The following is a 5,474-nucleotide window of genomic DNA, read 5'->3' as shown; positions in this document are numbered from 1 at the left end:
GCTTGTGCAGAGCGGACCTTGGTGGGCAGCACAGCATTTTGTCAGAGCGACAATCGAGGCGTCCGACAAAACTGCTGCTTGACCAACTTCGGCACAGGCGAACGGCTCAGCCGGTGCGTTGCTTGTAATACGTGTCTTTATGCACGATCAGCCCGTCGCGATAGGTCAAGATGTCGACGCTCAGGAATTCTTCTTTTGTGCCGTCCTTGTGCGTGGCAGTACGGCGGTATTCGCAATAGGCTTTGTTGCCGGAAATGGCGCAGTCGAGCGTTTCCCAATGCACGTTTTCGACTTTGTCGAACAGCCCGGCAAAGACGCCCCGGATGGTCTCGGCCCCCTCAAACCGCACGCCATGTTCCTGCGGGCCGACGGCGTGGTCGAAGGTTGCGTCATCCGCGAAATGTTTCATCACAGCGTCGATATCATTGGCATTGAAGGCGTCGCCGACAGAGTCGACAAGGTCTCGGGTCACGGCGGTCATGATTTTGGTCCTTTTCCTTGAAGCATGGTGCAGGTGTGTTCGAAGAACGGGCTCGCGGGGTCGGCAAGCACGTTCAACTCGTCAAAGTGATCCACGTCCGGCACGATATAAAACCCGATCGCCCGATCACCGGTCGCATATTTTTCAACATACATACGCGCCTGCCGGTGAAACTCATCCGTTTCGGCACCGCCAACCACAACCAGTTGCGGCGCGTTGGTTGCTGGCGGGTGATGGGTCATCGGGCTTTCTGCCTCGGCCTCTGCGGGGTCCATGCGAATGCCCGCGTTCAAAGCCTCGGTCAGGCGAACCGGTTCGAGGTAGCTGAGGGGAGACACCGGGATGCCCGCCTTGATCAGGTCTGCAGGAAGATCGTCACCAAATGCAGGCCAATCCGTGGCCATCATCATCTGGGTGATATGACCGCCTGCGGAATGGCCAATCACGGTGATGCGGTCCCGGTTGACGCCAAGATCCCTTGCATTGCGCCAGATATAGGCCATCGCTTCGCGCGCTTCTTCTGAGATGCGCGTGATGGTCACCGATGGGCAAAGGTCATAGCCCACGATGACGACATTGACCCCCGCCGCGACAAAGGGGGGTGCGATGAAGCTGTAGATCGACTTGTCGCCACGCTGCCAATACCCGCCGTGGAAATAGACCAATGTCGGTGCGGCACTGTCTGCACATCGAAAGACGTCCAGCTTTTGCTCGTCGCCATCTCCATAGCGGATATCGAGGCTGCAATCGGATGTGGTCCGTGCGGTTTCACTATCGCGGCTCCAACCGGGGATGACTGTCTCTTCATAGTCGGGTCTTCCGGCGCGCAGGTTGTATTGCGCGTCGAACTCTGCCGGGCTGAAGCGGGTGTGATAGGTCAGATGATCGCTCATGGCGAAGCCTCCGGTTGCGGTGCCGCAAAGAAACTGCCGCGGCAAAAGACAAGGGGTGGGTCAGGTCTGTGGGTATAGTCCAGAACGCGGCCCAGAAGGATTTCATGATCACCGGCATCGACCCGGTCATGCACAGTGCATTCCAGATGCGCCGAAGCCCCTGGCAAAAGCGGCGCTGCGGACCCGGCTGTCCAATCCGTATCGGTGAACCGGTTTTCGACATCGCTGGCAAAATGCAGGGCAAGGTCCCGCTGGGCGGCGGACAGAATATTGACCGCGAAATGGTCAGAACCCGACAGGGTCGGAAAGACCCGGCCCGCCTTGGCAATGCAGACCGAGATCACCGGCGGCTGCAGCGAGACCGAGGTGAAGGAGTTCGCGGTCAGCCCCCAAGGCTCCCGGTCGGGGTCAAACGCCGTTACGATGGTGACACCGGTCGGAAAGGACCCCAACGCGCGGCGGTAGTCGCGCTGATCCATCACAGCACACCTTCGCTGGCGCAAGCCTTTTCCAGCGCCGCCCATTCATCCGGGTTTGTGCCGAAATGGCGCATGACATGGTCTTTGTAAGCCGGGCGTTCTGCCAGTCGCTGATACCAGGCTTCGACATTGGGCAGAGGGAGGCGGTTAACCTCGACATTGAAATAGCGATAGGCCACGCAGCCCAGCGGGATATCCGCCATGGTGAACACCTCACCGCAGACATAGGACTTATCCGCAAGGTGTTGATCCAGAAGGGTCAGCGCCTCATGCGCTTCGTCGCGCAGTTTGGCGATTTTTTCCGGATCGCGCTGGTCGGGCTGGGTGCGGACGGTGGCGAAGAACAGATAAATCACCGGCCCAAAGGCACGGCTGGCCGACCATTCCATCCACTGATCGGCAACGGCGCGGGTCTGGATGTCCGAAGGGCTGAGCGTGCCCGCGCCATATCGGTCGCACAAGTACCGCACGATGGCGAGGCTTTCCCACAGCGTGAAATCCCCGTCACGGATCGCCGGGATCATCCGGTTGGGATTGATCTGCGCATAGCTCTCGGTGTCGAGCTTGCCAAAACTGCCCCCGGCCAGTTGCAGCGTGTAATCCAGACCCAACTCGTTGGCCGTCCAGATCACCGGGATGACGTTTGATGAATACGGACGCCCCCAAATCTCAAGCATGTTCCAAAGTCCTTTTCTGCGCGATGGATTGAGTGCCAAATTTGGGAACGACATGCTCGAACAGGCGATGCCAACTGGCCAGGATCTTTTCGTAGGGCACGCCCGTGTATTGCTGCATCAACATAAGGTGGTCGAGACCGATGGTTTCCTGCTTCTCGGCAAAGCGCTCGGCCACATAGGCGGCATCACCCACAACGATGATCCCGCGTTTGTTGAGGAAATCGAACCAGTCCATCGCCTCGTCTTCGGGTGTCATCTCTTCGCCGATATCAAGATAGCCGTGCTTGGTCCATTCGCCCTTGGGGCGCGAGCCGCCAAGAAACTCGTAGTAGGCGTTGATGGGGCCGCGGATGGTGTTGACCGCCTCTTCCATGCTTTCACCAACGTAAAAGGCGGTGCAGACACCAACCCCTTCGCCCAGCTCCACCTCGCGCCCTTCGCGTTTCGCCAAAGCGTCGCGATACGGCTCCCAACAGGCAAGCGTGGCTTTGGGACCGGCTGACATCGAGATCACGCCCCAGCCCTGTTCACCGGCCAGCTTGAACGTGGGCGGCGCGTTCGACATCAGCCAGACCGGCGGGTGCGGGTTCGAATAGGGGCGCGGGTGCACGTACATCGCTTTGTACTCACCATCCTCGGCGTGATAGCGCGGGTCCAGGGGATCGAAAAAGCGGTTGGTTTCTTTCCAGCCCGGAACCGGGAACTGATAGAACTCGCCCTGATGGGTGAAGGCGTCGTTGGTCCAGGCCTTCAGGATGATCTCAAGACTTTCCTGATACAGGCGCATCACCTTGGCGTTGTCACGTCGGTCGGCGTCCTTGTTGAACTGCAGGGTCGAGCGTTCGTTGATCCCCTTGGCGACGCCAAAATCGAACCGGCCCAGCGTCATGTTATCCAGCATCGCGGCATCCTCGGCCACGCGCAGCGGGTGCCAGTCGGGCAGGATGATGGGGGCCGTGCCAACCCGCAGCTTTTTGCAATGCGCCGCCACATGGGTGCACATCTGGATCGGATTGGGCGGCGCGTTCATATAGCCGTTATGGGCAAAATGATGCTCGGTGAACCACGCAGTCGTAAAGCCTGCCTGTTCGGCCAACGAGCATTGTTCAAGGATCATCTCCAGCGTCCGTGTCCAGGGAATCGTCTCACCAGGGCTGAAATTGGCAATCAAATCAAAGCGCATGATGTCCTCCCAAACACTCGCGGGCAGTTGAATTTCCTTGCCCTTTTCAACTAAGTTGAATTTTCCTCGGAAAATCAACAAAAATCATCTATCCCAAATGCATGAATGACAATTTTCCTCAGACCGACCCCCAGCAACTGGGCAGCGAGATTCGCGAGGTCCGCAAAGCGCGTGGCCTGACGTTAAAAGACCTGTCGAAAACAGTGTCATGCTCGATGGCGTATCTAAGCCGGATCGAACTGGGCGCCGCAAAAGTCTCTGCCGGGCTTTTGCACGAGATCAGCAAGGCGCTCTCGGTCGATCCCAACTGGTTCTTTCCCAAACAATCGGGCGATGGACCATTGGAACGCAAACACGTTGTCCGTGCGGAAAACCGTCGCGCGCTATCTGGCATGTACACACGAACGACCGAAGAGTTGGGCTTTGAGGATGAGCTGCTGTCCAGCACGCTATCCGGCCAATGCTATCTGATCCTGTCCCGCTTTCGCCCGGGTGCGGGTACACCGCCCGAACCCCTTGAGGGCTATTCCTTCGAGGGCGAACAACATGCGATCGTCTTGAGCGGCGAAGTCGAACTGCGCCTTGGTGATGAAATCATCGTCCTTCGTGAGGGCGACAGTTTCTCCTACCCCTCGATGATCGCGCACCGGTTTCGAAACCGAACAGAGGCTGAGGCCACAATGGTCTGGGCAATGTCGCCGATACGGATCACCTGGTGATGGGTGTCCGGCTATCGCCCGACTTATTCCTTCTGGAGATTTTTCAAAGATATTGGGTATTTGGCGAGCCGTGGAGGACTCGAACCCCCGACCTGAGAATTAGAAGTTCCCTGCTCTAATCCAGCTGAGCTAACGGCCCGCTCTTCTTCCGGCTGTATCAGTCAAATTCCCTACCTTGTCAACTTGGTAGCGTCCCGGGGATGGTCACCCCGAAAATACCAAAACGTTTCAAAGGTCACATGCATATGGTTGGTTTCAGGGGGCAATACGCACCTGATCCTGTTAAGCCGACGATCCGATGTGCCGCTTAGCCTGCAGGTTCAAGGGCCAAGCGCATGAAGGCGCTGTTTGGATCGGGCGCGTAGCCATGGATCGGACCGCAATAGGAATATCCCAGCGCTTCATAGAGTTTGCGCGCGGCCTCATATTCGGACAGATGCGCGGCCCCGGTTTCCAGAACCAGCGCGGTCACGCCTTCGGCCTGCGCCAGATCGGCCAGATGGGTCATCATGACCCGCGCCAGACCCCGCCCGCGCGCCGCTTCCAGCACGTGCACCGATTTCACTTCGGCTGTTCCGTCCGGCAAAGCCTTCAAGGCGCCGCAGCCCAGCGCCCGTTCCCCCTCATAAAGCGCCCAGAAACGAATACCCGGCGCGCGCAGGGCGTCGACATCCAGCGTGTGGTTCGAGGTCTGCGGGGTCGCGTCCCAGCTATGTGCCAGATGGGCCAGAATAATCGGGCGCAAATCCTCAGATCCGGGATCGGCTTGGCGGATCTCGATCACTCAGTGGGTCCAGGGACCACGCCGGTCAGTGGCGAAGTTCTCACCATAACCGCGGGCACGCAGGTTCGGCTTGCGTTTATGCGGCTCGCTGACCTGCGCGTCGATGCCGTTGTCCTTGGCGTAATCCAGCGCCTCTTCCTTGGTGTCGAACTTCAGGCGCACCTGAGTCTGCGTGTCCTTGGACGAGGTCCAGCCCATCAGCGGATCAACTTCGCGCGCAGATGCAGGGGCGTATTCCAGAACCCACTTGCGGGTCTT

At 58.7% G+C, this 5,474-nt stretch carries 8 protein-coding genes and 1 tRNA gene; 1 reads left to right on the top strand and 8 read right to left on the bottom strand.

What is annotated here, in order from left to right:
* Positions 1 to 106: 106 nt before the first annotated feature.
* From MPJ51_RS21320 to MPJ51_RS21300, 5 genes are read right to left on the bottom strand one after another with little or no spacing between them, the layout of a single operon-like run.
* Positions 107 to 481, bottom strand: coding sequence for a nuclear transport factor 2 family protein (locus MPJ51_RS21320; protein ID WP_298391002.1), 375 nt, complete (start codon positions 479 to 481; stop codon positions 107 to 109).
* Positions 478 to 1,374: an alpha/beta hydrolase gene (locus MPJ51_RS21315; RefSeq protein ID WP_298391000.1), complete on the bottom strand. Its 897-nt coding sequence runs from the start codon at positions 1,372 to 1,374 to the stop codon at positions 478 to 480. Before MPJ51_RS21315 ends, MPJ51_RS21320 begins: the two co-directional genes overlap by 4 nt.
* Complete coding sequence (locus MPJ51_RS21310) at positions 1,371 to 1,853, bottom strand: flavin reductase family protein (protein WP_298390998.1); 483 nt, start codon at positions 1,851 to 1,853, stop codon at positions 1,371 to 1,373. Before MPJ51_RS21310 ends, MPJ51_RS21315 begins: the two co-directional genes overlap by 4 nt.
* A complete protein-coding gene (locus MPJ51_RS21305; RefSeq protein WP_298390996.1) occupies positions 1,853 to 2,530 on the bottom strand; it encodes a glutathione S-transferase family protein in 678 nt (225 codons plus the stop codon). Before MPJ51_RS21305 ends, MPJ51_RS21310 begins: the two co-directional genes overlap by 1 nt.
* Entirely contained in the window at positions 2,523 to 3,713 is a 1,191-nt protein-coding gene (locus tag MPJ51_RS21300; RefSeq protein WP_298390994.1) for an LLM class flavin-dependent oxidoreductase, read from the bottom strand. The genes MPJ51_RS21305 and MPJ51_RS21300 overlap by 8 nt, the downstream gene beginning before the upstream one ends.
* A gap of 101 nt (positions 3,714 to 3,814) precedes the next feature.
* Between MPJ51_RS21300 and MPJ51_RS21295 the strand changes: the two genes are divergently transcribed.
* The gene (locus tag MPJ51_RS21295; RefSeq protein ID WP_298390992.1) at positions 3,815 to 4,432 is read left to right on the top strand and encodes an XRE family transcriptional regulator; all 618 of its coding nucleotides are present in this window, start codon (positions 3,815 to 3,817) and stop codon (positions 4,430 to 4,432) included.
* 61 nt (positions 4,433 to 4,493) lie between these two features.
* Here MPJ51_RS21295 and MPJ51_RS21290 read toward each other — a convergent pair.
* The 3 genes from MPJ51_RS21290 to MPJ51_RS21280 all read right to left on the bottom strand — a co-directional run.
* Positions 4,494 to 4,571: transfer RNA gene (locus tag MPJ51_RS21290), tRNA-Arg, on the bottom strand.
* Between the two features lie 168 nt (positions 4,572 to 4,739).
* A complete protein-coding gene (locus MPJ51_RS21285) occupies positions 4,740 to 5,216 on the bottom strand; it encodes a GNAT family N-acetyltransferase (RefSeq protein WP_298390990.1) in 477 nt (158 codons plus the stop codon).
* A partial coding sequence (locus MPJ51_RS21280) for an NADH dehydrogenase ubiquinone Fe-S protein 4 (RefSeq protein WP_298390988.1) occupies positions 5,217 to 5,474 on the bottom strand: 258 nt, incomplete at its 5' end.

It is taken from the genome of Ruegeria sp. (assembly GCF_028066395.1).
GTDB lineage: Bacteria > Pseudomonadota > Alphaproteobacteria > Rhodobacterales > Rhodobacteraceae > Ruegeria.
This window is presented reverse-complemented; position numbering and strand designations above follow the sequence as displayed.

Bases quoted from the DNA above. Each gene is read 5' to 3' on its own strand.
- MPJ51_RS21295 (WP_298390992.1), top strand. From the start codon at position 3,815: ATGAATGACAATTTTCCTCAGACCGACCCCCAGCAACTGGGCAGCGAG.
- MPJ51_RS21310 (WP_298390998.1), bottom strand. From the start codon at position 1,853: ATGGATCAGCGCGACTACCGCCGCGCGTTGGGGTCCTTTCCGACCGGT.
- MPJ51_RS21315 (WP_298391000.1), bottom strand. From the start codon at position 1,374: ATGAGCGATCATCTGACCTATCACACCCGCTTCAGCCCGGCAGAGTTC.
- MPJ51_RS21320 (WP_298391002.1), bottom strand. From the start codon at position 481: ATGACCGCCGTGACCCGAGACCTTGTCGACTCTGTCGGCGACGCCTTC.
- MPJ51_RS21300 (WP_298390994.1), bottom strand. From the start codon at position 3,713: ATGCGCTTTGATTTGATTGCCAATTTCAGCCCTGGTGAGACGATTCCC.
- MPJ51_RS21305 (WP_298390996.1), bottom strand. From the start codon at position 2,530: ATGCTTGAGATTTGGGGGCGTCCGTATTCATCAAACGTCATCCCGGTG.